This window comes from Sulfitobacter sp. 15WGC (assembly GCF_005068605.1).
GTDB lineage: Bacteria > Pseudomonadota > Alphaproteobacteria > Rhodobacterales > Rhodobacteraceae > Sulfitobacter > Sulfitobacter faviae.
Genome location: NZ_SZNL01000010.1, coordinates 105,424 through 130,918, shown reverse-complemented (window position 1 = coordinate 130,918; position 25,495 = coordinate 105,424). Strand labels below are relative to the sequence as shown.

The following is a 25,495-nucleotide window of genomic DNA, read 5'->3' as shown; positions in this document are numbered from 1 at the left end:
TACCCCCCTGAGAAAGCGGGTCTGACCTATGGACTACATCACGCTCATCCAATTGCTCGACAGCACCGTGCGGCTGGCCACGCCGCTGCTTCTGGCCTGTCTTGCCGGTCTTTTCTCCGAACGCGCAGGCGTCTTCGACATCGGGCTCGAGGGCAAGATGCTGGCCGCGGCCTTCTTCTCGGCGGCGCTGGCCTCGCTCACCGGCTCGGTCTGGCTGGGTCTGGCGGCGGGCATCGCCTCCTCGCTGGCGCTGAGCGCCGTGCATGGCCTCGCCTCGATCACCTTCCGCGGCAACCAGCTGATTTCAGGCGTGGCGATCAACTTCCTCGCCGCGGGCATGACTGTGCTGATCGCGCAGGACTGGTTCGCCCAAGGGGGCCGCACGCCCTCGCTCTTCGGCGGCGCGCGGTTCGAGCCGATCACCCTACCCTTCGCTGAGGCGATGGAGAGCGTGCCGATCATCGGCCCGCTCTACGAAGAGCTGATCTCGGGCCATTCGATCCTCGTCTATGCCGCCTTCCTCGCCGTGCCGCTGACGTGGTGGATCCTGTTCCGCACCCGCTTCGGCCTGCGCCTGCGCGCCGTGGGCGAGAACCCCGCCGCCGTCGACACCGCCGGTGTCTCGGTCGTGGGTCTGCGCTATGCCGCCGTGGCCATCGCGGGCCTGCTCTGCGGCGTGGCGGGCGCCTACCTCAGCACCGCGCTGCAGGCGGGTTTCGTCAAGGACATGTCCGCGGGCCGCGGCTTCATCGCACTGGCCGCGCTGATCTTCGCCAAGTGGCGGCCCTGGTACGCGCTCTGGGCGACGCTGCTCTTCGGCCTCTTCGGCGCGCTCGAAACGCGACCGGACGTGATCCAATCGGTCATCGGCATCAAGGTGCAGGGCCAGCTTCTGGGCGCCCTTCCCTACCTGATGACCGTGGTGATCCTCGCCGGTTTTGTCGGAAAAGCGATCCCGCCGCGCGCGGGTGGCGAGCCCTATGTGAAAGAACGCTGACACTTCCTTCCGGCCCTTGCACCCGAGGGCCGGATCGGCGCAACCTGTCAAAGTGGTCGCCTCACCGCGACAAGCTATGTTGAACTGCGCGGCCGTTCGGGGCTAGGAAACGTCATGCAAATCTACCTGCCCATTGCCGAAGTATCGGTCAACGCCTTCCTCCTTTTGGGATTGGGCGGCATCGTGGGCATCCTGTCGGGCATGTTCGGCGTCGGCGGCGGGTTTCTGATCACGCCGCTGCTGTTCTTTGTCGGCATCCCGCCCGCCGTGGCGGTGGCGACCTCGACCAATCAAATCGTGGCCTCCTCCTTCTCGGCGCTTCTGGCGCATCTCAAGCGAAAGACGGTCGATTTCCGAATGGGCTGGGTGCTGCTGGCCGGGGGCCTGATCGGCTCCGGCATCGGCATGTTCATCTTCAACTACCTGAAATCGCTCGGCCAAGTCGATCTGCTGGTGACGCTTTGCTATGTCGTCTTCCTTGGCATTATCGGCGGGCTGATGTTCGTGGAATCGCTCCGCGCCATCCGCCGCACCCGCAAGGGGGGCCGGGTCAAACGCAAGAAACACTATTGGGTGCATGGGCTGCCGTTCAAAATTCGCTTTCGGGTTTCGGGCCTTTATATCTCAGTAATCCCGCCGGTGCTGGTGGGCGCGGCGGTCGGGATGCTCTCGGCGATCATGGGCGTGGGCGGCGGTTTCATCATGGTGCCTGCGATGATCTACCTGCTCGGCATGCCAACCAAAGTCGTGATCGGCACCTCGCTGTTGCAGATCATCTTCGTCACCGGCTTCACCACCATGCTCCATGCCACCACCAACCAGACGGTTGACATCGTGCTGGCGGTGCTGCTGCTGGTGGGCGGTGTGCTCGGCGCGCAGGTGGGCACGCGGATCGGCGTGCGGATGCAGGCCGAACAGCTCCGCATCCTGCTCGCGGTGCTGGTCTTGGCGGTCTGCGGCAAGCTGGCGCTCGACCTGTTGCTGGAACCGGCGGAACTCTATTCTCTCAGCCCGGTGGCCGCGGAATGATGCGCGCGCTGGTCGCCTTCCTTGGCCTGTGTTTCACGGCCCTGACCGCCACGGCGGAAGAGGAAATCGTGCTTGGCCTCAGCCAGGCCGAAGTCTCCATCACCACCAATTTCGACGGGTCCGAGATCCTCGTCTACGGGGCCGTCAAACGCGAAACCCCGATCCCCGATGGCGCGCCGCTCGAAGTGGTCATCACCGTCTCCGGCCCCTCGGCCCCGGTCATGGTGCGCCGGAAAGAGCGGCGCTTTGGCATCTGGGTGAACACCGCCGCGGTTGAGGTCGACCGCGCGCCGAGCTTCTACGCCGTGGTCACCTCTGGCCCGCTGGCCGAGGTGCTCAAACGCATCGAAGACCTGCGCCACCGCATTTCCATCCCCCGCGCCATCCGGTCGGTCGGCGCCCCGATGGAGATCGCGGACCCCACCCAATTCACCGACGCGCTGATCCGCGTGCGTAAGGATGCGAACCTGTACCAGGTTATCGAAGACGGGGTGAAGGTGGATGAACAGACCCTCTTCCGCGCCGCCGTCGCCCTGCCCGCCTCGCTCACCGAAGGGGCCTATGACACGCGGATTTTCCTCACGCGCGGCGGCGATGTGGTAGCGCAGTATGAGACGATCATCGACGTGCGCAAAGTCGGGATGGAGCGTTGGCTATTCAACCTTGCCCATCAACAGGCGTTTCTTTACGGGCTGCTGTCGCTCTTCATCGCAGTTGCGGCGGGCTGGGGCGCTTCGGCCGTCTTCGGCCTCATGCGCCGCTAAGCCGCGCCATCCTCGGTCGCCTCAAGCGTCAGCGCCGCCGCTGGCGCGGCCCGCAGATCATCCACCCGCAGCGGCCCCGAAGGCTTGCTGAGCCGGTTGCGCACCACCCAGATCAGACGTTCCTGAGCGCGCGTAATCGCCACATAGGCGAGCCGTTTCCACAGGGGCTGCCCCGCCTCGCTCCGCCCCATCCGCGCGGCGGCATAGAGATCGGGGGCAAAGACCTGCACATTCTCCCACTGGCTGCCTTGGGCCTTGTGGATCGTCACCGCCGCCCCGTGCAGAAAGGTCGCCCCCATGCGGGCGGCGAAGGGGATGAAGGGCTCTTCCTCATCCGGCTTTTCGATCTTCACGATCGAGGCGGCACTCACCTGCGGGTCTTCGGCGCCGATCACATGCAAGCGGCTGAAGCCGGGCTTGCGCCCCTCGCCCAGATAGACCACCTGCGCGCCCTTGATCAGGCCCCGTGCCTCAAGATCCAGCCGTTTCTTGCGGTGTTTCAGCGGCAGTTCGATCCCGTCGCAGATCAGCGGCTCACCGGCCAGCAACGCATCCTCCGGCGCGCCATGCACGCTGCGGAACGCATTGATGAGCCGGATGCGCGTCGCGTTGCGCCAGACCAGCACCGGGCTGCGCGCCATGAGATCGACTTCGACCCGCTGGCCCCAGACCACGCGGTCGTCCTTGCGCGCCGCGTCTTCGATCATCCGCTCAAAGTCATGAAACTCCAACTGCGGATCGGCCAGCGCATGGGCGAGATCGAGGATCGGGTTGTCGGCCTCTTGCCGGTGGATGCGGTTGAGGTTCAACACGCGCTTTTCGGGCAGTTTCTCGAAGACCATCGTGCCCGACTGCCCCACCGGTGCCAACTGCGCCGGGTCGCCGAACAACAGCAGCGTCGGGAAGATCTCTTTCAAATCCTCGAACTGCTTGTCGTCCAGCATCGAACTTTCGTCGACAAAGCCGATGTCCAATGGCTCTTCCCGCCGCTTCCAGCCGGTGATGAAATCACTGCCCCTGAGCCCCGCCGCCGCCAGCGCACCGGGCACGGACTTGTTGTTCGCGAAAAACGCCGCCGCGCGGTCCAGCGCCATTTCACTGAGGCCCTCGATCTCGGGCTTCTCGCCGTTGCCGGTCAGCCATTCGGCGATGCGCTCGTATTCAGGGTGATAGACCGGCGTATAGAGAATGCGGTGGATCGTCGTCGCAGGCACCCCGCGCAACCGCAGCACGCTCGCCGCCTTGTTGGTGGGCGCGAGGATCGCCAAGGTCCGCTTCTCGCGCTTCTTGCGCGATTCGTAATCGCCCGACACGATCTCGACCCCGGCCCCTTCCAGCGCGCGGTAAAGCTCGGCCAGCAGCAGGGTTTTGCCCGATCCGGCCTTGCCGGTCACCGCCATCACCTGATCCGGCCCGCCCGCAGGCGGCATCAAAAGCGAGTCGTCCAGATCGATGCCCGCAGAGCGCAGCATATCGGCCACCTTGTCATGGGCGGCGGCTTGGTCTTCGGAATAGGTGAGCGCGGTAGATGTCATTGGGCGACCCTAAATGAGCCCCGCGCCGGGGGCCAGATGGCTTTGCCCCGCGCGCCTGCGATTCATGTGGATTATCCGCCTCAGACGACGATCAGCCCCCGGCTCAGCGCGCGGGCGACCGCATGGGTGGTGTTGGACGCCCCCAGTTTGAAGCGGGCGCTTTCCACATAGGCCCGCAGCGTATGTTCCGAGATCGACAGACGGTCAGCCACCTGCGCGCGGCTATAGCCCACCGCCAGCAGGGTCATCGCATCCACCTCGCGCGGGGAGAGCGCCTGCACCGCACCCGGCGCCCGCTCCGGGGCCAGCGCCAACGCCTTTTCATTGAAACAATGGGCCGCCCAGATCAGATCGCGCCGGTGCCGCGCGGTGAAAGCGGCCCAAACCCGATCGGTGCAACTGTGGTTCGTGGTGAAAAGCGCGAATTGCCCATGCGGCCCCCGGATCGGAACCGAGAACCCCTGATCGCCAACCCCATGGTCCAAAGCATCCCGGCGAAACTGCCGCGCCGCGCGAGAGGACCAATCGAGGTCTTTCCAATCCACCGGCTCGAACCGGCGATAGCAGCCCGCGACCACGGGATCGATGCGCAGGTAGTTATGCGCCTGATAGCGCTCAGACCAGAGCGCGCCATAGGTGCCGCAGCCATATTGCACCCCCGCCGTGTCGACCCAGTGATAGACGACGTGCAGAATGCCATAGTGATCGCGCAGATCTTTGCAGGCCTGCCCAAGGGCGGGCTGGCCATCAGCCTGCGCCAGCCTTTCCCAAATCCGTTCCAGATGCGGCTCTATCCTCATGCGTCCGGCCCATGGCCCTTTCGCGTTGCAAGGACATCTCAGCCAGAGCGATCAGCGCCGCGTCGTCCAACTGTTCCGCCGTGCGCGGCAGTTGGTTCGCCATGGCAAAAGCCCTGAGATCGGCCAAAACGTCCAATATCCAATCATCTCGCATGAGGGTCGCCCAGCTTTGGTTAATGGCAGATTAATACAACCATAGCATGTACGAAATTTTGCACCATCCGCGCTTTCTGCCCCCCCATAAATAGCGGGGCTTCGGGCGCTAAGCCTCTGTTTCGACAGGGTGCCACGCAAAACCCCCGCAGCCGAAGCCACGGGGGTCTCATCTTAGCCGATCCGTGTCGCTTAGTCGCGGGCGACCAGCGTGTCTTCCAGCGTGCGCAGCCCGGTCGTCGGGGCTTGGACCAGTACCGACATATTGCCCGGCTTATGCTCATTACGCATCATCTTCATATGCGCCTCGGGCAGATCGGCCCAGCTAAAGACCTCGGACATGCAGGGGTCGAGCCGCCGCTCCATCATCAGCTTGTTGGCCGCACTCGCCTGTTTGAGGTGGGCAAAGTGGCTGCCCTGCAAGCGCTTCTGGTGCATCCACATGTAGCGCACGTCGAAGGTCAGGTTGAACCCGCTTGTGCCAGCGCAGATAACCACCATGCCGCCCTTTTTCACGACAAAGGTTGAGACCGGGAAGGTCGCTTCGCCGGGGTGCTCGAAGACCATGTCGACATTCACGCCCTTGCCGGTGATGTCCCAGATCGCCTTGCCGAATTTGCGCGCTTCCTTGAACCACTCGGCATATTCCGGCGTGTTCACGGTGGGCAATTGGCCCCAGCAGTTGAAGTCCTTGCGGTTCAGCACGCCCTTGGCGCCCAGATCCATCACGAACTGGCGCTTGCTCTCGTCGCTGATCACGCCGATCGCATTTGCGCCCGCGGTGTTGATAAGCTGGATCGCATAGGAGCCGAGGCCACCGGAAGCGCCCCAGACCAACACGTTCTGGCCGGGCTTCAGGTCATGCGGCTCATGGCCAAAGAGCATCCGATAGGCGGTCGCCAGCGTCAGCGTGTAGCAGGCGCTTTCTTCCCATGTCAGGTGCTTGGGCCGCGGCATCAGCTGCTGGCTCTGCACCCGGGTGAACTGCGCGAAAGAGCCGTCGGGCGTCTCGTAGCCCCAGATCCGCTGGCTGGGAGAATACATCGGGTCGCCGCCGTTGCATTCCTCGTCGTCGCCATCGTCTTGGTTGCAGTGGATCACCACCTCGTCGCCGACCTTCCAGCGGGTCACCTTGTCGCCCACCGCCCAGACGATGCCCGAGGCATCGGAGCCCGCGATGTGGTAAGGCTCGCCATGGCCGTCAAAGGGGCTGATCGGCACGCCGCGCGCGGCCCAGACACCATTGTAGTTGATGCCCGCCGCCATCACGAGGACCAGCACGTCTTGGCTGTCGAGCCTGGGCACGTCGACCACCTCTTGCAGCATCGCGCTGTCCGGGTCGCCGTGCCGTTCGCGGCGGATCGCCCAAGCATACATCTGTTTCGGGACATGCCCCATCGGGGGCATCTCGCCCACTTCATAGAGGTCCTTTTGCGGGGCGTCATATTCGGCGTGTTTCGTATCCAGTGCCATGTGGGCCTCCTGCCGGTGATCGGTGTCTACAAGGTCTGTGCCGCACCGCAGAATCGCGGCGGCTCCCTTTCGGGATATGATCCGCCGCGCAACAATGCAACCCCTAGATACCGCCGTTTGTAATTTTATGACCCAGCAGTCGCAGCAATTTCTGCCGCAGGTGCAGCATCCTCCGAGGGGAAATGTGCAATGGAATTAGCGTAGAAGGCCAAAACAGGCCCCTGCCCCTCGACGATCTCCAGCCCCTCTGGGCCTTCGGAAATGACGCTACGTTTCTTCAGCCGCGCGACAGCGCGGGCGACCCGTTCGGGCAGGACGTCCGGCTTCGGCACCCGGTTGCGCGGTGGCATTTTCTCCAAAGTGGCGGCCACTTCGGCCAGCAGATCGGCCTCCTTCATCGGGCGCGCGGCCTGCAACATCACCCGCGCAATCAGCGGCACGGTCAGCACCGGCATCGCCTGCGCGATCCGGTCCATCAACATCTCGGACAACTCCGAGACCGGCACCCCGGCCCCGGTGCGACGCAACGACAGCGGATCGCCAAAAGTCACCGCCGCCGTGCCAAAACGCGTGTCGCGCCCGCGCAGCCGCCGCCACATCTTGCGCAGCACGAAGCCCACAACAACCGTGATCCGCGCTCCGAAACGCCGGTCTCCGCGCTGCCCGGCGGCGATCAATACGCGGTCTTCCAGCACCCGGTCATAGTTAATCGCCACGGGCACAAAGATGATGTCGCGCGCGCCCTCGGGGTCGAAGCCATCCACGACATAGGACAAAAGCCCGACCTTCGGCGGCTGCAAGGCCCCGGTCAGGCTCAACCCACCCTCGGGGTAGAAGGCCTGTGTCACCCCGCCCGTCGTGGCCATCTGGACATAGCGCGCCAAGACCTTGCGATAGAGCGCCCCGCGCGACCGGCGGCGGATGAAGTAAGCCCCCATGGAGCGGATCAGCGTGCTCAGCGGCCAAACCCGCGCCCATTCCCCCACCGCATAGCTCAGCGCCGAAGACCGCGCGGCGAGATAGGTCACCAGCATGTAATCCATGTTCGACCGGTGGTTCATGATAAAGACCACCGTGGCATCCCGCGGCAGCGCGGCGAATGTCGTCTCGTTACTCACCGCCGTCTCTACCCGGTAGACCGTATTGGTCAACAGCCGCGCCAAGCGGATGCCGAAACTGAAATAGGCGAAGGCCGAAAACCGCGGCACGATCTCACGCGCATATTCCCGCGCCTTTTGAAAGGCCACGTTTTCCGGCACGCCGTTGCTGCGGGCATAGTTGACGATTTCTTGGCTGACCTCCGGATCATAGATCAGTCGCTGGATCATGTCGTGCCGCCGCGCCAGTTTGAAGGGCTCAATGGGCCGCGTCAGCCGCTTGTTCAACCGCGCCACCGCCCGTTCGAGCCGCCGGCGAAAGAACCAACGCACCGAAGGCAGCAGAAAATGGCTCAGCGCCGTGACGGCTGCGAAAACCACGATGAGGATGAACAGCCAAAGGGGCAATTGCACAGTCTGCGTCATGGCTTAACCCTTACAGCGCAGGGGCGAGAGGACAATATTTATCTGTTTCCCGCCCGCCCAAGCGGCCCGAGTGATGCCGCAACGCAGCGAATTGACAGAGGCATATTATTTCCCGTATCAACATCATGACGCAACTTTATTGCCACCCAGATTCATGAGGCCACGATGACCCAACCGCAGAAAGACCGCCCCTGGCTCATTCGCACCTATGCGGGCCACTCCACCGCCGCCGCGTCCAACGCGCTTTACCGCTCGAACCTCGAGCGCGGGCAGACCGGGCTTTCCGTGGCCTTCGACCTGCCGACCCAAACCGGCTATGACAGCGACCATGTGCTCAGCCGTGGCGAGGTGGGCAAAGTAGGCGTGCCGGTGAACCACCTCGGCGATATGCGCGCGCTGTTTGACGGCATCCCGCTGGAACAGATGAACACCTCGATGACGACCAACGCCACCGCCCCTTGGCTGCTGGCGCTCTATATCGCGGTGGCCGAGGAACAGGGCGCGGATGTCTCAAAGCTGCAAGGCACGGTGCAAAACGACCTGATCAAGGAATACCTCAGCCGCGGCACCTACATCTGCCCGCCCGCGCCATCGCTCAAGATGATCGCGGATGTGGCCGAATTCTGCTATACGAATGTCCCGAAATGGAACCCGATGAACGTCTGTTCCTACCACCTGCAAGAGGCAGGCGCGACGCCGGAACAGGAATTGGCATTCGCTCTGGCCACCGCCACTGCTGTGCTCGACGCGCTGAAACCCCGCGTCCCGGCAGAGGATTTCCCGAAATTGGTGGGCCGCATTTCCTTCTTCGTGAACGCAGGCATCCGTTTCGTCACCGAGATGTGCAAAATGCGCGCCTTTGTAGACCTTTGGGACGAGATTTGCCGCGCGCGCTATGGGGTTGAAGACCCAAAATTCCGTCGTTTCCGCTATGGGGTGCAGGTCAATTCGCTGGGGCTGACCGAACAACAGCCCGAGAATAACGTCTACCGTATTCTCATCGAAATGCTGGCCGTGACCCTGTCGAAAAAAGCCCGCGCCCGCGCCGTGCAATTGCCCGCATGGAACGAAGCTCTCGGCCTGCCCCGCCCCTGGGATCAACAATGGTCGATGCGGATGCAGCAGATCATGGCCCATGAAACGGATCTTTTGGAATTCGACGATCTATTCGACGGCAACCCGGCGGTCGATGCCAAGGTCGAATTGCTGAAAGAAGGCGCGCGGGCCGAATTGGCGAATCTCGACGGGATGGGCGGCGCGATTTCCGCGATCGATTACATGAAAGGACGTTTGGTCGAAAGCAATGCCGACCGGCTGCGGCGTATCGAAAGCGGCGAAACCGTCGTGGTGGGCGTCAATAAATGGCAGCAAGGCGCGCCCTCGCCCCTGATGACCGGCGCGGGCGATATCATGCAATCCGACCCCGGCGCCGAGGCCGACCAGCTCGCACGGCTCGACGCATGGCGCAGCGCGCGCGACGCGGGTGCCGTGAAACAGGCGCTGGCCGATCTGCGCGCCGCGGCGCAGGGGAGCGAGAACATCATGCCCGCCTCCATCGCCGCCGCGAAAGCCGGGGTGACGACCGGCGAATGGGCCGCGCAGATGCGCGCCGTTCACGGGGAATATCGTGGCCCCACAGGGGTTTCCGCAGGCCAGTCTAACAAGACCGAAGGTTTGGACGACCTGCGCGATGCGGTAGACGCGGTCAGCGACAGATTGGGCCGCAGGCTGAAATTCCTCGTCGGCAAACCAGGGCTCGACGGCCACTCAAACGGGGCGGAACAGATCGCCGTCCGCGCCCGCGATTGCGGCATGGACATCAGCTATGAAGGCATCCGTCTGACCCCTGCGGAGATCGTCGAAGCAGCACAAACGGAAGCCGCCCATGTGGTCGGCCTGTCGATCCTCTCGGGTTCTCACGTGCCCTTGGTCGAAGACCTAATGAAACGCATGGCCGAGGCCGGGTTGACCCATATTCCCGTCATCGTCGGCGGCATCATTCCCGAGGCCGACGCCACCCGTTTGCGCGCCGCCGGGGTGGCGCAGGTCTATACGCCGAAGGACTTCGAATTGAACGTCATCATGCAGGATATTATTACGCTTGCCGATCCCAAAGCGGTGGCGGCGGAATAGGCTGACACAAAATACATCGTGCAATTAACCTATTGGCGCTATAATTCCCTCTACCAGCACAATCTGGAAAGGAAATATCAGATATGGAAAAAGACCTGAAATCCATGGGCCGTAAGGAACTGGAGAAACTTCTGTCGGATGTCAAAAAGGCCTTGCAGGCCGCACAGGCGCGCGAACGCCGCGCCGCCCGCAAGGCGGCGCAAAAGGCAGCGGCGGAATATGGCTTTTCCCTGAATGAGTTAGCTGATGAGGCCCCCGCGCCCAAGAAGGCCAAGAAGCCGCGCAAAGCCTCCGCCGGTCCGAAATCGAAACCCCAGTTCGCCAATCCGGAAAACCCGTCCCAGACTTGGACTGGAAAAGGCCGCCAGCCAAATTGGTTCCGCGCCCAAGTAGAGAATGGTGCCGATCCGGAAACGATGCGGGTTTAATACTTCCCGAAATACGGGAATTTCGCGCCGGTTGAATAGCAATTCACCGGCGCTTTTTTTATTGCTAACGGAAATGTGAATTCGATAGTCACCGCCCGCACGGCGCCGAGCGGAAGTTTACGTCACGCCCCCTGCCCCACCGCAGCCCTTGTGAAGCCCGCCTTGCGCGGGCAAAATGCGCCAAACATCAGGAGACAGAAATGACCGTCCATATTGGCGCAAAACCCGGCGATATCGCCGAAACCGTATTGATGCCCGGCGACCCCTACCGCGCGAAATGGGCGGCGGAGACCTTTCTCGAAGGGGCCGAACTGGTCAACGAAGTGCGCGGTATGCTCGGCTTTACCGGCACATGGCGCGGCAACCGGGTGACGATCCAAGGCTCGGGCATGGGCATGCCGTCGCTGTCGATCTACGCCAATGAGTTGATGACCGAATATGGCGCGCAGACCCTGATCCGCATCGGCTCTTGTGGCGGCATGCAATCCCATGTCGGCATCCGCGACGTGATCATCGCCATGACGGCCAGCACCATCACCTCGCCCTCCTCCGGCATTTTCCGCGAATTGAACTACGCCCCCTGCGCCGATTACGGCCTTTTAAGCGCTGCTGTCGCTGCCGCCGAAAAGCTGGAGGCCGAGACCCATGTAGGCGGGATCTATTCCTCGGATGTTTTCTATGCGGAGCGCCCCGATCTCGATGAGCAGATGGTGCGCCATGGCATCCTCGGTGTCGAGATGGAGGCAGCGGAGCTTTACACGCTGGCCGCGCGGCACAAGCGGCGTGCCTTGGCGGTGTTGACGGTGAGCGATCATTTGCAGACCGGCGAGGCGCTGCCCTCGGAGGATCGCGAAAAGAGTTTTGGCGATATGGTCGAGATTGCGCTGGAGGCGGCCTTTGCCTGAGTGCGGCGCCTGCTGAAAGGGCGGGGTTGGTATTTGAAAAAGGATGAAGGGGCGCGGCGGGGGTCGCGCCTTTTTTCGTGGCTTGGCGGGTGGTGTGAGCGGTGGGGTGCTTCGTTGGTTGGCGCTCGCGTGTGGGGAGAGTGCGGAAGGTATTTGGGAAAGGATGAAGGGAGGGGGTGTGGTGCGTCTTTCAGGCGTGTTGGCCGGCGAGGCGGCCGGAGTAGAGGCAGCCACCTAAGAAGGTGCCTTCGAGGGCGTTGTAGCCGTGGTAGCCGCCGCCGCCGAAGCCGCAGACCTCTCCGGCTGCGAAGAGGCCGGGGAGGATGGTGCCCGCAGGCGTGAGCACGCGGCCTTGGGTGTCGCTGTGTAATCCGCCGAGGGATTTGCGGGTGAGGATGTTGAGGCGCACAGCGATGAGCGGGCCGTTGGCCGGATCGAGAATGGCGTGGGGTTTGGCGGTGCGGATCAAGCGGTCGCCACGGTAGTTGCGGGCGCCGCGGATCGCGGTGATCTGGGCGTCTTTGGCGAAGGGGTTGCCCAACTGGCCATCGCGGGCTGCGATTTGGGCGCGGATGTGCTCTAGGGCGACGGGGGTCTCGGGTGTGAGGGCGTTCATGCGGGTAACGAGGGTTTTCAAGTCCTCGGCGACGATGAAGTCCGCGCCTTTTTCTTTGAAGACCTCGACTGCGGCGGTTGCCCCCTTGCCGAGCCGTGCTTTCAGGACTTCGCCCCATTTGCCGGAGGTGAGATCGGGGTTCTGTTCGGATCCCGAGAGGGCGAATTCCTTTTCGATGATCTTTTGCGTCAGGATGAACCAGCTGTGTTCGCCTGCTTGCAGGATGCGTTTGAGGGTCGAGAGCGTGTCGAAGCCGGGCAGGCAGGGTGCTTCCATCCGGTCGCCGCGCGCGTCGAACCACATTGAGGACGGTCCGGGCAGTATGCGGATGCCGTGGTTGGGCCAGATCGGATCCCAGTTTTGCACGCCTTCGCAATAGTGCCACATGCGGTCTTCGTTGATGAGCCCTGCCCCGGCTTCGGCGGCGATGGCGTGCATCTTGCCGTCGACGTAGTCGGGCACGCCGCTGACCATCTGGCGCGGCGCGGGGCCGAGGCGGTCTTTGGGCCAGTGTTGCCGCACCAAATCGTGGTTGGCGCCGATGCCGCCGGTGGTGAGGATGACGGCCTCGGCGGTATGCTCAAAGTCGCCGGTGACATTTCGCGATGTGCTTTGACCGCGCGGGGCGTCGCTGTCTTCCAGCACCTCGCCCGCCACGCCGGTGACCGCGCCATCCGTTGTGATCAGCCGGGTGGCGCGGTGGCGGAAGGCGAGGCGCAGTTTGCCCGCTGCCGCGTATTCCTGCATCAGCCGCGCGAAAGGGGCGACGACGCCGGTGCCGGTGCCCCAAGTGATATGAAATCGCGGGACAGAGTTGCCGTGGCCATGGGCCCCTGCCCCGCCGCGCTCGGCCCAGCCGACGACCGGGAACCAGCGCAGGCCGATCTGGTGCAGCCAAGCGCGCATGTCGCCTGCCGCCCAGTCGATGAACCCTTCCGCGAGTTTGCGGGGATTGGCGTCTTCGGGGCGGTCGAACTGCGCCGAGCCCATCCAGTCGCGATAGGCGAGTTCCGCGCTGTCGCGGATGCCCATGCGGCGCTGTTCGAGTGTGTCGACCATGAAGAGACCGCCGAGCGACCAATAGGCCTGCCCGCCGAGGCTTTGCGGGCCTTCTTGGTCCATGAGCAGCACACGGCGACCGCGCAGCACGGCCTCATGGGCGGCAACCATGCCGGCCAGACCCGCCCCCACGACGATCACATCTGCTTTGAAACGCTCACCCATTGCTGCCTCCCCTGTTTCGGCAAGCTTGCGGTGGGTTGGGGGCAAAAGCAAGTCACAGACGCGGGGTGTCGAGCCCTTTGAGGCAGCGGTCGGGTGGGCCTTCGCTGCGGTAGGCTTCGGCCCCGCAGGCGACGCAGTGGTATTTGCGTAGCGCGCCTTTGTCCCCCGCCCGGTCTTCGCGCCAGCGGCAGTCGCGCGTGGGCGCGTTGCGACGGGCAAAGATCAGCACGATCACAAAGACGATAACGATGACAAAGGGCAGGATCATGGGAAAAACCAAAGGCCCGGCGCTTGGCCGGGCCTTCCTGTCGGATTGGGTAGATTAGACGGTGCGCTCGACCATCAGTTTCTTGATGTTGGCGATCGCCGCCGCCGGGTTCAGCCCCTTGGGGCAGGTCTTGGCGCAGTTCATGATCGTGTGGCAGCGGTAGAGCTTGAACGGGTCTTCCAGGTCATCAAGACGCTCGCCCGTCGCCTCGTCCCGGCTGTCGATGATCCAGCGGTAGGCGTGCAGCAGGGCCGCTGGCCCGAGGTAGCGGTCGCCGTTCCACCAGTAGCTGGGGCAGGAAGTCGAGCAGCAGGCGCACATGATGCACTCATACAGACCATCGAGCTTGGCGCGGTCGTCGATCGACTGTTTCCACTCCTTGCGCGGCTCGGGCGTGTCGGTCTCCAGCCATGGTTGGATGCTGGCGTGCTGGGCGTAGAAGTGGGTCAGATCGGGGATCAGGTCCTTGACCACCGGCATATGCGGCAGCGGGTAGATCTTCACCACGCCGTTGATCTCTTCCATGCCGTAAGTGCAGGCCAGCGTGTTGATCCCGTCGATGTTCATCGCACAAGAGCCGCAGATGCCCTCGCGGCAGGAGCGGCGGAAGGTCAGCGTCGGGTCGATCTCGTTCTTGATCTTGATCAGCGCGTCGAGAATCATCGGCCCGCAATCGTCCATATCGACGAAATAGGTGTCGAGCGCCGGGTTCTTCCCGTCATCGGGGTTCCAGCGGTAGATATGGAACTCGCGCAGGTTGGTCGCCCCTTCGGGCTTGGGCCATGTCTTGCCGCTGGTCATGCGGGAGTTTTTCGGAAGCGTCAGTTGAACCATTATGCGTCTCCTAAAGCGTCAGACCGGCTGCGGGCGCGGCGGCCAGCAAGCAGGTACGGGTCTCGGGGCGCGACAGGATGGTGCGCACGGTGCCCGCTGTTGTGTCATCCACGCCAACCACGGTGGCGCGGGCCAATTCGCGCAGCTCCAGCGCGTCGGCATTGTCGATGATGCAATCGGTGAAGGGGGTGATCAGCTCTTTCGGCACCTGCGGGAAACGGGTGGCCAGAACCTCGGTCACCACGCCTTTGGAGGTCTGGCGGGCGGTGTCATCCACCGCCTGCTGAACCTCCACACAGGCCGAAAGGCCGAGCAGGGTGGCCGCGATGAGTGCTGTGCGGACCATCAATACACCCGTGCCTTGGGGGCGATCTTCTTCATGTCGATGCCGCCTTCATCCTCTTTGGTCAGCGGATCAAGGTGCACGGCGCGGTAGGTCAGCTTGGCATCGTTACCGTCGAACCACGCCAGCGAATGTTTGCGCCATTCGTCGTCGTTCCGATCAGGGTAATCCTCATGCGCATGCGCGCCGCGGCTCTCTTTCCGCGCGGCGGCGGCGGTGATCGTGGCGGTGGCGTTGGGCATCAGGTTGGTCAGCTCCAGCGTCTCCATCAGGTCGGAGTTCCACACGAGGCTGCGGTCGGTGACATGCAGATCGTTCAGCTTGTCGGCCACGTCGATCATCTTCTTGCGGCCTTCCTCCAGCGTCTTGTCGGTGCGGAAGACGGCGGCATCGGCCTGCATGGTCTTTTGCATCTCAAGGCGCAGTTCGGCTGTCGGCGTGCCGCCCTTGGCATTGCGCAGACCGTCGAAGCGATCGAAGGCCTTCTCGACCGATTTGAGGTTCGGCGCGGGTACCGGGCTGTCGGCGTCGACGATCTTGGCGGCGCGGATCGCAGCGGCGCGGCCAAAGACCACGAGGTCGATGAGCGAGTTGGAGCCCAGACGGTTCGCCCCATGTACCGAGGCACAGCCCGCCTCGCCCACGGCCATCAGGCCGGTTGCGATGGCGTCGGGGTTGTCCGCAGTCGGGTTCAGCACCTCGCCCCAATAGTTCGTGGGGATGCCGCCCATGTTGTAGTGCACGGTGGGCAGCACCGGGATCGGCTCTTTCGTGAGGTCCACACCGGCAAAGATGCGTGCGGATTCCGAGATGCCCGGCAGGCGCAGGTCCAGCGTCTCCGGCGGCAGGTGGTTGAGGTGCAGATGGATGTGGTCCTTGTTCTCGCCCACGCCACGGCCTTCGCGGATCTCCATCGTCATGCAGCGCGAAACAACGTCGCGCGAGGCGAGGTCTTTATAGGTCGGCGCATAGCGCTCCATGAAGCGCTCGCCCTCGGAGTTGGTGAGGTACCCGCCCTCGCCGCGCGCGCCTTCTGTGATCAGACAGCCCGCGCCGTAGATGCCGGTGGGGTGGAACTGGACGAATTCCATGTCTTGCAACGGCAGACCCGCACGGGCCGCCATGCCGCCGCCGTCGCCGGTGCAGGTATGTGCGGAGGTGGCCGAGAAATAGGCACGGCCATAGCCGCCGGTCGCCAGCACGACCATCTTGGCGCTGAACAGATGCATGGTGCCGTCGTCGAGTTTCCAGCAGAGCACACCTTGGCAGACACCGTCGTCCGACATGATCAGATCGATGGCGAAATATTCGATAAAGAATTCCGCGCTCTGCTTCAGCGACTGGCCGTAGAGCGTGTGCAGGATCGCGTGACCAGTCCGGTCAGCGGCGGCGCAGGTGCGCTGCACGGGCGGGCCTTCGCCGAATTCCGTGGTGTGGCCGCCGAAGGGGCGCTGATAGATCTTGCCCTCTTCGGTGCGCGAGAAGGGCACGCCGTAATGCTCAAGCTCGTAAACCGCCTTGGGCGCTTCGCGGGCGAGGTATTCCATCGCGTCGGTATCGCCCAGCCAGTCCGAGCCCTTGACCGTGTCATACATATGCCACTGCCAGTTGTCGGGGCCCATGTTGCTCAAGGACGCGGCGATGCCACCCTGCGCCGCCACGGTGTGGCTGCGGGTCGGAAATACCTTAGAGATACAGGCCGTGCGCAGCCCCTGCTCCGCCATGCCCAAAGTCGCGCGCAGGCCAGCACCGCCTGCCCCCACCACGACAACGTCATATTCGTGGGTTTCGTATTCATATGCTGCCATTTAATCGGTCTCCCGTTTGGGCGTATTGTTACAGGGCGAGCTTGGCGATGGCGAAAACGCCAACCGCTGCTGCGCCGTAGCTGATGATGGTCATCACGATAAGGGCGACTTTGTTGGCCAGCCCATGGACATAGTCCTCGATCAGCACCTGCACGCCGTCATTGAAATGTTTAAAGCCCACGATCAGCGTCAGCGCCGCCACGATGGCCGGGAAGGGACGCGCGTAATAGGCAAGGATCTCTTCATAGCTGCCGCCGAGCGCACTGCCGAAGGTAAAGACGAACAGCGGGATCAGGACCAACAGCGCCAGCGAGGAGACTTTCATCGCCCAGAAATGCGCGGTGCCGGTTTTCGCCGAGCCAAGGCCGCGGGCGCGTTTGCGATCTGTCATGTATGCCATGGTGTCGCTCCTCAAACGATGATGATGGTCAGGATGGTCAGCACGACCGATCCGATCAGCACGGTCCAGCCCAGCTTTTCCGCGGTGGGGATATCAAGCATGCGGCCCGTGTCCCAGATCAGGTGACGCACGCCAGCCAGCGTGTGATACCACAGGCCCAAGAGCGACAGGGTAAAGACCAGATCACCGAACCAGCTGGTCATGATCCCGTTCACCGTGTCGAAATACTCAAGCGACGTGGCCGCGGCGAGGAACCACCACACGATCAGCAGCGCGGTGATCAGCATCGCGTTGCCGGTGATCCGGGTGAGAATCGACGTCATGGAGGTCAATTGAGGGCGGTAGATCGTCAAATGCGGGGAAAGCGGGCGGTTACCCCGGTTCACATCGGCCATGGCGCGGTCCTTTGTCCTGTGCTTTGTCCTGTGCTTTGCATCTTGATAGCGGTTTTTACAGGACTGTCACGGGGAACTGCGGGGAATCTGCGGGGTTTGGCCGGTGTTTCGGTGGAAAAATGACAGAGTGAGGTGGTCCTGCCCGTTTTTGTGATCACAGCAGATTATCGTGTGATCACAAAACTCCCCCCCCCGAACGAAAAAGCGCGCCCCGTTTGGGACGCGCTCCAAAACTCGTATGCCGTGAGGCTTAGGCGAGGCTCTCGTCGATGCCTTTGCAGGCTTCGACCAGACCTTTGACCGCGTTGACGGAGTTGTCGAACATCGCCTGCTCGTCTTTGTTCATCGAAATCTCGACGACACGCTCAACACCGCCTGCGCCGATCACGGTGGGCACGCCCACGTAGAAGCCGTTCAAGCCGTAGGCCCCATCGACATGCGCCGCCGCGGGCAGCACGCGTTTCTGGTCCTTGAGATAGGCTTCGGCCATCTCGATCGCGGAAGTGGCAGGCGCGTAGAAGGCCGAACCGGTCTTCAGCAGGCCCACGATCTCGGCGCCGCCGTCACGGGTGCGCTGCACGATGGCGTCGAGCTTGTCCTGCGTGGTCCAGCCCATCTTGACCAGATCGGGCAGCGGGATACCGGCGACGGTGGAGTAACGCACCAGCGGCACCATCGTGTCGCCGTGGCCGCCCAGAACGAAGGCGGTGACGTCTTTCATCGAGACGTTGAATTCGGTCGCGAGAAAGTGGCGGAAACGCGCGGAGTCGAGCACGCCAGCCATGCCGCAAACCTTGTTGTGCGGCAGGCCCGAGAATTCGCGCAGCGCCCAGACCATCGCATCAAGCGGGTTGGTGATGCAGATCACGAAGGCGTCGGGGGCGTGCTTGGCAATGCCCTCACCCACGGATTTCATAACCTTGAGGTTGATGCCCAGCAGGTCGTCGCGGCTCATGCCCGGCTTGCGGGCGACACCGGCGGTGACGATGCAGACGTCCGCGCCCGCGATGTCGGCGTAGTCTTGCGTGCCCGACATGGTGGCGTCGAACTTGCCCGAGGGGCCCGACGACGCGATATCGAGAGCTTTGCCCTCAGGGGTGCCCTCGGCAATGTCGAACAGGACGACATCGCCCAATTCTTTCAACGCTGCGAGATGGGCGAGAGTGCCGCCGATTTGCCCCGCGCCGATAAGCGCGATTTTGGGTCTGGCCATGGTCATGTCTCCGACAGAGGTTTCATTTGCGCCGGAGATACCGAAATGCACGGTCCCGTGCAAGTTGCAGCATTGGCGGGCGGCTAACCCCTGCCCTCACCACGAAAAAGGCCGCCCCGAAGGGCGGCCAATTGCTGAACCTTTAGGCGAAGAATTAGTCGCCTTGGTACTCAGGCTGCGATTCCAGACGCTCTTCGGTGCTGTCGATGTAGATGCGCACGTCGTCACCTTCCACATTTTGCAGAACCTGAAGTTCGTCAAATGTTACGGCCACCGGCTTTTCACCCAGACCAAGGAAACCGCCCACGTTGATAACAACACGGTCAATCTGGCCGTTGTCGCCGATCAGCAGGGTGTCGATCTCACCCACGGTTTCGTCGTTGGCACCATAGACATAGGAGCCTTCAAGGTCTTCGGCGCTCATCTGCTCAATCATCTCGGCTTCGGCGTTGGCATAGCCTTCACGCTCAACTTCGGGGCGCGGCAGCAGTTCACGCTCAACGGTTTCATCGCCTGTGATCACGGTGGTGTTGGCTTCGGCTTCGTTGACAGCTTCTTCTGTCTCGGCTTCGGCGTTCTCCATCATGGTTTCGGCTTCTTGCGCCATTTCCTCGGATTCGGCCTCTACGTCATTGGCCATCTCTTCGGTCTCGGCTTCAAGGTTCTCGGCCGCGTTCTCGGTGTCTTGCGCCAGTTCCTCGGTCTCGGCCTCTACGTCATTGGCCATTTCCTCGGTCTCGACTTCGACATCGTTCGCCATCTCTTCGGCTTCGGTCTCGCCATTGATGACGGTGACGTTCGCGTCAGTCTCGCTCATGGCGTCGCCTTCCATCCGCTCGCCATCCATCATGGGGCGTTCGAACTCAGGCGCCTGCTCCAACATCTCTTTCGACGTGTTCACAACGAGGAAGCGCTCGCCGCCTTCGTCGTTCAGGATGCGAATCTTGTCCATGGAAATGGAAACGTCACGTTCGCCCATACCAAGGAAGCCGCCGATGCCGAGGATCACGGCAGTCACTTCGCCGTCCTGCGACACGATGATGTCGTTAATCTCGCCAATATCATCCCACTCCTGCTCGGCGCCATCGGCAACGGGGGTGGCCGCGTCAACTTCGGCTTCGGAGTTGTAGATGCGCATGCCGATCAGGTCGGATGCAAGGAAATCAGTCTGCTCTACGGCAACGTTGCCAAAGCCTTCGGAATGCGCGTCAGCAAAGGCTGCGCCGGTCATGGTCAATACGATGGCCGTCGTGCTCAGAAAACGTTTCATTGTAGGTCTCCTTCCAAAAATGAGCGTTGCTTGCTCTTCTGGAACCACAACCCGGATGGCCCTCTCCAGTTCCACGGCGGCACAAATAAATGGCGGGACTTCGCCCAAGCATCGGCAGGCCCCAAACATAGAAAAGGCGGCCCTAGGCCGCCCGCGCTTTCCCGATATAATCCACTCTCAGGCGTCTTCGCCCTTGGCGGGCAACTCCTCCGCCAGCGCCTCGAACCCTTGGCCCGAGGCGACAAGACAGGTGATGCCGTTGACCCCGGTGACCGTGATCGTCCAACTGCCCGTCTGGTCAGAGGCGAAAACCTCAACCACCGCATTATCGCCGCCCAGCCCCATGGACTGGCGCGTCTCGCCATAGCCATCGGCCAGCCGCAGCACCACATGATCGCGCGGCGCGCAATTGCGCGGCGTCTGCGCCTCGGTCGTGGTGGCCAGCACAATCGCCGAAGCGGCGGTGAGCGCCGCGAGGTGAAGAAATTTAACGAAACCTGTCATAGCATCTGCCTTCGCATCGAAAGGCGTGATCCTTGGGGGATGGCAATGCGCCGTCTTTCGCACCGGCCCCAAAGCAGCCTTGGTTGAAATGACTGCATCCGCTGCGCTGAAAACTGCCGCAGATGCGATGCAACGGACAGTGCGCCTCAAGGCTGAAAGACTGGTTAATCCGCCGCGCGGAAATCACCGCAACAGCTTCGCTGCGTCGCGGCATGTTTTGCCTTGAAGTTTTCGCACAAAAATGCCCCTCTGTGCGCAACAATGTTAGGCGGCCAGCGCGCCGCCCTGCCCGAGGAGCCTCTCATGACCGCCACAACCCGCCCCCTGCGTTCCGTTCTCTACATTCCCGGCTCCAAGCCCCGTGCCTTGGACAAGGCCCGCGGATTGGCCTGCGACGCGGTGATCTTCGACCTCGAAGATGCCGTCTCCCCCGACGAAAAGATCGCTGCACGTGAAACATTGGCCGAGGCACTGGCCGAGGGCGGCTACGGCACGCGGATGCGGGTGGTGCGGATCAACGGGCTCGATACCGAATGGGGCGCCGATGACGCCCGCGCCGCCGCCGCAATGAACCCCGATGCGATTCTCTTGCCCAAAGTCGGCTCGCCCGCCGATCTCGAAGCGCTGGCCGAGATCGTGGGCGACATTCCCCTCTGGGCGATGATGGAGACCCCGGGCGCCATGCTGAACGCCGCCGCCATCGCCGGGCACCGCCAGTTGCAGGCCATGGTCATGGGCACCAACGATCTGGCGAAAGACCTGCAAACCCGCTTCCGCCCCGACCGCCTGCCGCTGATCACCGGCCTCGGGCTTTGCCTGCTGGCCGCCAAAGCGCATGGCGTGGCGATCATCGACGGGGTGTATAACGCGTTCAAAGACGAAGACGGGCTGCGCGACGAATGCGCACAGGGCCGCGACATGGGGTTCGACGGCAAAACGCTGATCCACCCCGCACAGCTCGACATCGCCAATGCGGCCTTTACCCCATCAGAGGAAGAAGCCGCCCTCGCCCGCCGCCAGATCGACGCCTATGAAGAGGCGCAGGCCGCAGGTCAGGGCGTGGCGGTCGTCGATGGTAAAATCGTGGAAAATCTCCATGTTGCCACCGCCCGCGAAACACTGGCAAAACTGGCGGCAATTGCAGCCATGAGCCCGGAGCCTTCGCCATGACAATCCTCATCCTCGGCCTGATCCTTTGGATCGGGGCCCATCTCTTCAAACGCCTGATGCCTGCCCAACGGGCGCAGATGGGCACCGCAGGCCGGGGCGCGGTGGCCGCCGCATTGGTCGTGGCGCTGGCCCTCATCATCTGGGGCTATCGCGCAGCGGAATTCATTCCGGTCTGGACCCCGCCCAGCTTCTTCATCCACATCAACAACCTGTTGATGGTACTGGCCTTTTGGGTCTTCGGCTCCAGCGCTGCTAAGGGCGCCAAGGCATGGCCCGCCTATAAAACCCGTCACCCGCAACTGCTGGCGGTGAAAATCTGGGCCACGGCACACCTTCTAGTCAACGGCGATCTCGCCTCCATCCTGCTCTTTGGCACCATGCTCGGCTGGGCGGTGAGCGAGGTGATCCTGATCAACCGCGCCGAGCCGGGCTGGACACCCCCGCCCCACGCAGGCCGCGCCACCTATATCCGCCTCATCGTGATCTCCACGATCCTCTTCGTTCTCGTCGCCGGCATTCACACATGGCTCGGCGTCATCCCCTTCCCCCATTGATCCCGGAGCCTTCCATGAAAGTTTACCGCTTCCTCTCCGAAGAAGACACATCCGCCTTTTGCCACAAGGTCACCGATGCGCTGAACAAAGGCTGGGAGCTTTACGGCTCCCCCACCCAAACATGGGACCACAAGGCCGGGGTCATGCGCTGCGGCCAGGCCGTGGTGAAAGACGCCCCCGGCACCTATTCGCCCGACACCAAATTGGGCGAGCAGTGATGAGCAAGACCAACCGGGGCCGCTTTTTCGAAGACTACAAGCTGGGCGAGGTGCTGCATCACGCGGTGCCCCGCACGGTCGGTGCGGGCGAACGCGCGCTTTATCACGCGCTCTACCCCGCCCGGCACGCGCTCTATTCCGCCGACAGTTTCGCCCAGTCCTGCGGGCTGAAGGCCAGCCCGCTCGACGATATGATCGCCTTTCACATCGTCTTTGGCAAAACCGTGCCGGATGTCTCGCTCAATGCCGTGGCCAATCTGGGCTATGCCCAAGGCCGCTGGCTGCGCTCCGTCTGGCCCGGCGACACGCTGCGCGCGGAAAGCGAGGTCATCGGCCTCAAGCAAAACTCCAACGGCAAGACCGGCGTCGTTTGGGTCCGCACCACAGGGCTGAACCAGAATGACGAAAAGGTGCTCGACTATGTCCGCTGGGTCATGGTCCGCAAAGGCGACCTCGACGCCCCCGCGCCCGAGACCACCCTGCCGGATCTGCCCGATGCGCTGACCGTGGATCAATTGCACATCCCGCAGGGCCTCGACTTTACCAATTACGACTTCGCCCGCGCCGGGGAGCCGCACCGCTGGGGCGACTATGTGGTCGGCGAAAAGATCGACCATGTCGACGGCGTCACGATTGAGGAGGCCGAACACATGATGGCCACGCGCCTGTGGCAGAACACCGCCAAGGTGCATTTCGACACCTCCGCCCGCCCCGATGGCTCGCGGCTGATCTATGGCGGTCATGTGATCTCCATGGCCCGCGCGCTGTCCTTCAACGGGCTGGCCAATGCGCAAATGGTCGTGGGGCTGAACGGCGGCGCCCATGCCAACCCCTGCCTTGCGGGCGATACCGTGCGTGCCTGGACCGAAGTGCTCGACAAGGCCGAGACTGCGGCCCCCGGTGTCGGCGCGCTGCGTCTGCGCCTTGTGGCGACCAAGGGCGGCGCCCCCTTCGAGCTGCGCGATGAGGCCGGAAAATACCGCCCCGAGGTTTTGCTTGACCTCGATTACTGGGCGCTCATGCCGCGCTAAACAGCCGGTCCGCCCCTTCGGTGGGGCGGCCTATCCCCCCTTATTCAAGCAAAAATCAGCCGATTCGGAGCCGCTGAGCGGAAATGTGATCACACGTATTTATCGTGTGATCACAAAACTCATTTTTAGCTGGTCAAACCCGGCTTTCTCCGAAAAAACCCTTACAGGAACGAAAGTCATCCCCATACTACGGGGCAACTGGAACAGAAACGGGACCGTTTTCATGAACATCCACGAATATCAGGCAAAAGCCCTCCTGCGCAGCTATGGCGCCCCTGTCTCCGACGGCCGCGTTGTGCTGAAGGCAGAAGACGCCAAGAACGCAGCCGGCGAAATGGACGGGCCCCTCTGGGTTGTCAAAGCGCAGATTCACGCAGGCGGTCGCGGCAAGGGCAGCTTCAAAGAAGCCGCTGCTGGCGAAAAGGGCGGCGTGCGCCTTGCCAAATCCGTGGAAGAAGCGGCCGAAGAAGCCAAGAAGATGCTGGGCAAAACACTGGTCACGCACCAGACCGGCCCGGCTGGCAAGCAGGTCAACCGCATCTACATCGAAGACGGCTCCGACATTGAGCGTGAGCTGTACCTCGCGCTGCTGGTCGACCGTCAGACCAGCCGCATCTCCTTTGTCTGCTCCACCGAAGGCGGCATGGACATCGAGGAAGTGGCCGAAGCCACGCCCGAGAAGATCCTGAGCTTCTCCGTCGACCCGGCCACCGGCTACCAGCCCTATCACGGCCGCCGCGTTGCCTTCTCGCTGGGTCTTGAGGGCGCCGCCGTCAAGCAATGCGTCAAGCTGATGGGTCAGCTCTACAAAGCCTTCATCGAGAAGGACATGGAGATGCTGGAGATCAACCCGCTGATCGTCATGCCCGGCAACGAGCTCAAGGTGCTCGACGCCAAGGTCGGTTTCGACGGCAACGCCATGTACCGCCAGCCCGACATCGCCAACCTGCGCGACGAGACCGAGGAAGACGCCAAGGAACTCGAAGCCTCCAAGTATGACCTGAACTACATCGCGCTCGACGGTGAGATCGGCTGCATGGTGAACGGCGCGGGCCTTGCGATGGCGACCATGGACATCATCAAGCTTTACGGTGCGGAGCCTGCCAACTTCCTCGACGTGGGCGGTGGTGCGACCAAGGAGAAAGTGACCGAAGCCTTCAAGATCATCACCTCCGATGAGAACGTCAAAGGCATCCTCGTGAACATCTTCGGCGGCATCATGCGCTGTGACGTCATCGCCGAGGGCGTTGTCGCCGCGGTGAAAGAGGTCGGGCTGCAAGTGCCGCTGGTTGTCCGTCTCGAAGGCACCAATGTCGAAGAAGGCAAGGCGATCATCAACAACTCCGGTCTCGACGTCATCGCCGCCGACGACCTGAAAGATGGCGCGCAGAAGATCGTGAAAGCGGTCAAAGGCTAAGCCTTTTTGGCCAATCCCGCAGGGCTTCGCGCCCGCGGGCATGGCCGATACCACCGTTCCCGCCGCCCTGCGGCGGCGGGGGCAGATGCGACGACACCGCGCCGCGCCCACCCGATCACGCAATGAGGTCAGTATGGATCAATCTCCCAAATCCTCCCCCGTTTTGACGGGTATTGCGCTATTGGGGGCGGGCATTCTGATCCGCCAATGGCAACCCGGCGCCCTGCGCCTGCCCGAACCGGTCAACCACCGGCGCCACGACCGCGGGTTCCGCCGCGCCGCGCGGAAATCCCGTGACGGGCTGGCGATGATCCTGCCGTCGAACCTCACCGGCTCCATTGGCCGCAGCCTGATGATCATGGGCGCGGGTCTGCTGACCCTGCGGGTGCTGGACCTGCTGGTCGATCAAGATGAGCAGCTTTACTGATGCCCGTGCTGTCACTCGCCCCCTTTACTCAACATGCGGCCAAGCGCGACAGCGCCCCGCGAA

At 62.9% G+C, this 25,495-nt stretch carries 27 protein-coding genes; 12 read left to right on the top strand and 15 right to left on the bottom strand.

What is annotated here, in order from left to right; translation table 11 throughout:
• Positions 1-28: 28 nt before the first annotated feature.
• The 3 genes from FCK22_RS10725 to FCK22_RS10715 all read left to right on the top strand — a co-directional run bounded on the left by FCK22_RS10725 (position 29) and on the right by FCK22_RS10715 (position 2,790).
• Positions 29-997: an ABC transporter permease gene (locus tag FCK22_RS10725; RefSeq protein ID WP_067261873.1), complete on the top strand. Its 969-nt coding sequence runs from the start codon at positions 29-31 to the stop codon at positions 995-997.
• A gap of 114 nt (positions 998-1,111) precedes the next feature.
• Positions 1,112-2,026: a sulfite exporter TauE/SafE family protein gene (locus FCK22_RS10720; RefSeq protein ID WP_067261874.1), complete on the top strand. Its 915-nt coding sequence runs from the start codon at positions 1,112-1,114 to the stop codon at positions 2,024-2,026.
• Positions 2,023-2,790 carry a TIGR02186 family protein gene (locus FCK22_RS10715; protein WP_067261875.1) on the top strand — a complete coding sequence of 256 codons (768 nt, stop codon included), beginning with the start codon at positions 2,023-2,025 and terminating at the stop codon, positions 2,788-2,790. Before FCK22_RS10720 ends, FCK22_RS10715 begins: the two co-directional genes overlap by 4 nt.
• Here FCK22_RS10715 and FCK22_RS10710 read toward each other — a convergent pair.
• The 5 genes from FCK22_RS10710 to FCK22_RS10690 all read right to left on the bottom strand — a co-directional run bounded on the left by FCK22_RS10710 (position 2,787) and on the right by FCK22_RS10690 (position 8,274).
• Positions 2,787-4,325, bottom strand: a complete 1,539-nt coding sequence (locus tag FCK22_RS10710; RefSeq protein WP_067261876.1) for an AAA family ATPase — start codon at positions 4,323-4,325, stop codon at positions 2,787-2,789. The genes FCK22_RS10715 and FCK22_RS10710 overlap by 4 nt on opposite strands.
• 80 nt (positions 4,326-4,405) lie before the next feature.
• Positions 4,406-5,125 carry a LuxR family transcriptional regulator gene (locus FCK22_RS10705; protein WP_067261877.1) on the bottom strand — a complete coding sequence of 240 codons (720 nt, stop codon included), beginning with the start codon at positions 5,123-5,125 and terminating at the stop codon, positions 4,406-4,408.
• Positions 5,073-5,279 carry a hypothetical protein gene (locus FCK22_RS10700; RefSeq protein WP_082851964.1) on the bottom strand — a complete coding sequence of 69 codons (207 nt, stop codon included), beginning with the start codon at positions 5,277-5,279 and terminating at the stop codon, positions 5,073-5,075. Before FCK22_RS10700 ends, FCK22_RS10705 begins: the two co-directional genes overlap by 53 nt.
• Positions 5,280-5,470: 191 nt before the next feature.
• Positions 5,471-6,751: a crotonyl-CoA carboxylase/reductase gene (gene ccrA / locus FCK22_RS10695; protein WP_067261878.1), complete on the bottom strand. Its 1,281-nt coding sequence runs from the start codon at positions 6,749-6,751 to the stop codon at positions 5,471-5,473.
• Between the two features lie 125 nt (positions 6,752-6,876).
• Complete coding sequence (locus FCK22_RS10690; protein WP_067261879.1) at positions 6,877-8,274, bottom strand: 1-acyl-sn-glycerol-3-phosphate acyltransferase; 1,398 nt, start codon at positions 8,272-8,274, stop codon at positions 6,877-6,879.
• 165 nt (positions 8,275-8,439) lie between these two features.
• Here FCK22_RS10690 and FCK22_RS10685 point away from each other — a divergent pair, with 165 nt between their 5' ends.
• The 3 genes from FCK22_RS10685 to deoD all read left to right on the top strand — a co-directional run bounded on the left by FCK22_RS10685 (position 8,440) and on the right by deoD (position 11,740).
• A complete protein-coding gene (locus FCK22_RS10685; protein ID WP_067261880.1) occupies positions 8,440-10,407 on the top strand; it encodes a protein meaA in 1,968 nt (655 codons plus the stop codon).
• Between the two features lie 83 nt (positions 10,408-10,490).
• The gene (locus FCK22_RS10680) at positions 10,491-10,835 is read left to right on the top strand and encodes an H-NS histone family protein (RefSeq protein WP_067261882.1); all 345 of its coding nucleotides are present in this window, start codon (positions 10,491-10,493) and stop codon (positions 10,833-10,835) included.
• Positions 10,836-11,035: 200 nt separating this feature from the next.
• Positions 11,036-11,740, top strand: coding sequence for a purine-nucleoside phosphorylase (deoD, locus tag FCK22_RS10675; protein WP_067261885.1), 705 nt, complete (start codon positions 11,036-11,038; stop codon positions 11,738-11,740).
• 190 nt (positions 11,741-11,930) lie between these two features.
• On the opposite strand, the gene FCK22_RS10670 is transcribed toward deoD, so the two are convergent.
• The 10 genes from FCK22_RS10670 to FCK22_RS10625 form a co-directional block, all read right to left on the bottom strand.
• Positions 11,931-13,580: an FAD-binding dehydrogenase gene (locus tag FCK22_RS10670; RefSeq protein WP_067261887.1), complete on the bottom strand. Its 1,650-nt coding sequence runs from the start codon at positions 13,578-13,580 to the stop codon at positions 11,931-11,933.
• Positions 13,581-13,632: 52 nt separating this feature from the next.
• Complete coding sequence (locus FCK22_RS10665; protein WP_067261889.1) at positions 13,633-13,848, bottom strand: hypothetical protein; 216 nt, start codon at positions 13,846-13,848, stop codon at positions 13,633-13,635.
• A gap of 54 nt (positions 13,849-13,902) precedes the next feature.
• Positions 13,903-14,682: a succinate dehydrogenase iron-sulfur subunit gene (locus FCK22_RS10660; RefSeq protein WP_067261891.1), complete on the bottom strand. Its 780-nt coding sequence runs from the start codon at positions 14,680-14,682 to the stop codon at positions 13,903-13,905.
• 10 nt (positions 14,683-14,692) lie between these two features.
• Positions 14,693-15,028 carry a hypothetical protein gene (locus FCK22_RS10655; RefSeq protein ID WP_067261893.1) on the bottom strand — a complete coding sequence of 112 codons (336 nt, stop codon included), beginning with the start codon at positions 15,026-15,028 and terminating at the stop codon, positions 14,693-14,695.
• Complete coding sequence (sdhA, locus tag FCK22_RS10650; protein ID WP_067261894.1) at positions 15,028-16,833, bottom strand: succinate dehydrogenase flavoprotein subunit; 1,806 nt, start codon at positions 16,831-16,833, stop codon at positions 15,028-15,030. Before sdhA ends, FCK22_RS10655 begins: the two co-directional genes overlap by 1 nt.
• Positions 16,834-16,861: 28 nt before the next feature.
• A complete protein-coding gene (sdhD, locus tag FCK22_RS10645; protein WP_067261896.1) occupies positions 16,862-17,233 on the bottom strand; it encodes a succinate dehydrogenase, hydrophobic membrane anchor protein in 372 nt (123 codons plus the stop codon).
• Between the two features lie 11 nt (positions 17,234-17,244).
• Positions 17,245-17,628, bottom strand: a complete 384-nt coding sequence (sdhC, locus tag FCK22_RS10640) for a succinate dehydrogenase, cytochrome b556 subunit (protein WP_067261898.1) — start codon at positions 17,626-17,628, stop codon at positions 17,245-17,247.
• Between the two features lie 250 nt (positions 17,629-17,878).
• Positions 17,879-18,841, bottom strand: coding sequence for a malate dehydrogenase (gene mdh / locus FCK22_RS10635; RefSeq protein WP_067261933.1), 963 nt, complete (start codon positions 18,839-18,841; stop codon positions 17,879-17,881).
• A gap of 154 nt (positions 18,842-18,995) precedes the next feature.
• On the bottom strand, positions 18,996-20,111 hold the full coding sequence (locus tag FCK22_RS10630; RefSeq protein WP_067261900.1) for a PRC-barrel domain-containing protein: 1,116 nt from the start codon (positions 20,109-20,111) through the stop codon (positions 18,996-18,998).
• A gap of 177 nt (positions 20,112-20,288) precedes the next feature.
• Complete coding sequence (locus tag FCK22_RS10625; protein WP_067261901.1) at positions 20,289-20,615, bottom strand: hypothetical protein; 327 nt, start codon at positions 20,613-20,615, stop codon at positions 20,289-20,291.
• Between the two features lie 303 nt (positions 20,616-20,918).
• Between FCK22_RS10625 and FCK22_RS10620 the strand changes: the two genes are divergently transcribed.
• The 6 genes from FCK22_RS10620 (at position 20,919) to FCK22_RS10595 (ending at position 25,432) form a co-directional block, all read left to right on the top strand.
• Complete coding sequence (locus FCK22_RS10620) at positions 20,919-21,785, top strand: CoA ester lyase (RefSeq protein WP_067261903.1); 867 nt, start codon at positions 20,919-20,921, stop codon at positions 21,783-21,785.
• The gene (locus tag FCK22_RS10615) at positions 21,782-22,339 is read left to right on the top strand and encodes an NnrU family protein (protein WP_067261905.1); all 558 of its coding nucleotides are present in this window, start codon (positions 21,782-21,784) and stop codon (positions 22,337-22,339) included. Before FCK22_RS10620 ends, FCK22_RS10615 begins: the two co-directional genes overlap by 4 nt.
• Before the next feature lie 14 nt (positions 22,340-22,353).
• Positions 22,354-22,557, top strand: coding sequence for a DUF1737 domain-containing protein (locus tag FCK22_RS10610; protein WP_067261906.1), 204 nt, complete (start codon positions 22,354-22,356; stop codon positions 22,555-22,557).
• Entirely contained in the window at positions 22,557-23,588 is a 1,032-nt protein-coding gene (locus FCK22_RS10605; protein ID WP_067261908.1) for a MaoC family dehydratase, read from the top strand. The genes FCK22_RS10610 and FCK22_RS10605 overlap by 1 nt, the downstream gene beginning before the upstream one ends.
• Before the next feature lie 223 nt (positions 23,589-23,811).
• Entirely contained in the window at positions 23,812-25,005 is a 1,194-nt protein-coding gene (gene sucC / locus FCK22_RS10600) for an ADP-forming succinate--CoA ligase subunit beta (protein WP_067261910.1), read from the top strand.
• A gap of 133 nt (positions 25,006-25,138) precedes the next feature.
• Complete coding sequence (locus FCK22_RS10595; RefSeq protein WP_067261912.1) at positions 25,139-25,432, top strand: hypothetical protein; 294 nt, start codon at positions 25,139-25,141, stop codon at positions 25,430-25,432.
• Positions 25,433-25,495: the final 63 nt, after the last annotated feature.